Genomic DNA, 1,470 nt, shown 5'->3' with positions numbered 1-1,470 from the left:
ACCGCAAACCTACAAATGCACGGCGTTCAGATCATTGCTGCACCCTCGCCACGGGGCGCCAGTGCCGCGCGAGCGGCTTCGTCCTTGGGTCATGAGCGTTGGTTCTGTGGACGCCGCCTTTCGGGAAAGCGATCCGGCGTCAGGAAGGTCCGGAATGGGTCCAGATCAATAGGTGCAAATTTGCCAGACTACAATCTGGACATTTCGGACAATCCGTACTATCTAAGGCGAGAAATATGGTGCCAATGGTGGTCGTTATGAACGCTCGCAACTCGGCAGTTCGCGCAGATGCAAAGGTCGATCGTGAGACGGTCGCTGACATTTTCGATGTGTTATCGCGACGCCATCCAGGAATATCCAAGTCCGCTCTGAAAGCCGCCGGCAAGGCGGTCGCCGCCCTGACGGCGGTAACGTCTCGTCTGTCCCCTGCCGAGCAGCGCCAGATCGCTGCGCACGAACAGGCACTGGCGAGAGCAGTGGAGAATGTGGTTACGGAGCTCGCCCGACCCAGTAAGATACTTGCTCCAGTAGAGGTCGAAAAGCCCGTGGAGGTCAGCCAGGGCGCAGGCCGGGGGAAGGTCTTTGATCTTGAAGAGGACCGGCTGCGCCTCGCTGAATATGCAACGCCGACACGCCTTGAGGATTGGGCTGGTCCTGTCGCCGGTCCCGGCGAGATCGAAAAGATGTTCGGGACGAAGCGTTCGACCCTGCACGATTGGCAAAGGCGCGGAGCCGTGATCGGACTGCTCAAGGGCGAGCGGAAGCACGTATTTCCGCTCGCCCAATTCGTCGACGGTCGTCCTGTTGAGGACATGGCCCGGATCACGAAGATCATCGGGAATCCTCGTGCGACGTGGCTGTGGCTGACCCAGCAGCATGTGAGCGACACCGGCGAAACTCCGCTCGACCGACTCAAGGCCGGGCGCATCGATGAGGTCGTCGCTGACGCCGAGTTCGATTTCGGCTGATCGTGGAGCTTGACGCCGAAGTCGTCGCGGACCTGGCAATCAGGTTCCAGCCGCAACACTACCTGCGGGCAATGCGACAGGAGTACGCAGCTACTCCATTGGGCATGGGGTTCGGACAATCGCGCTTCGCAAGCCCCGACCGGTCCCTTCATGGTCCTCTACATTGCTCGCGACCTGGCGACGGCGATCGCCGAGACGATTATTCGCGACCGGTTCGAGGGAAAATCTTACCGCATGCTGCATCTCTCGGAAATCGCTGGCTGGGCCGTGTCCGAAGTCTCTGCTACGTCGCCCCTGACGGTGATCGACGCCCCGACCACCGGCCTGCTGCGGCTTGGGATCAGCACCGACGCTGCACGTGCCAAACAACAGGAGGAAGGCCGGAAGCTGAGCCAGGCTCTCTTTAACGGGTTCGCAGTTGACGGGATCCTCTACAATTCGCGGCTGACCGGAGCGGAATGCGTGGCGGTCTACGACCGCGCCGTTGAGGGCAGGCTCAAGG

The 1,470-nt window shown here is 61.0% G+C and carries 2 protein-coding genes; both read left to right on the top strand.

Annotated elements, in window-relative coordinates:
* The first annotated feature begins 257 nt into the window (after nucleotides 1–257).
* Nucleotides 258–968: an antitoxin Xre/MbcA/ParS-like domain-containing protein gene (locus NKK47_RS34950; protein WP_352579919.1), complete on the top strand. Its 711-nt coding sequence runs from the start codon at nucleotides 258–260 to the stop codon at nucleotides 966–968.
* Between the two features lie 150 nt (nucleotides 969–1,118).
* A partial coding sequence (locus NKK47_RS34945; RefSeq protein WP_352579918.1) for an RES family NAD+ phosphorylase occupies nucleotides 1,119–1,470 on the top strand: 352 nt, incomplete at its 3' end.

It is taken from the genome of Mesorhizobium sp. M0019 (assembly GCF_040323975.1).
Lineage (GTDB): Bacteria > Pseudomonadota > Alphaproteobacteria > Rhizobiales > Rhizobiaceae > Mesorhizobium.
Note: the sequence above shows the minus strand (reverse complement) of the source record. Positions and strands in the feature narration are given on the sequence as shown.

Excerpts from the sequence above, each read along its gene's own strand:
- NKK47_RS34950 (WP_352579919.1), top strand. The coding sequence starts at position 258 with ATGAACGCTCGCAACTCGGCAGTTCGCGCAGATGCAAAGGTCGATCGT.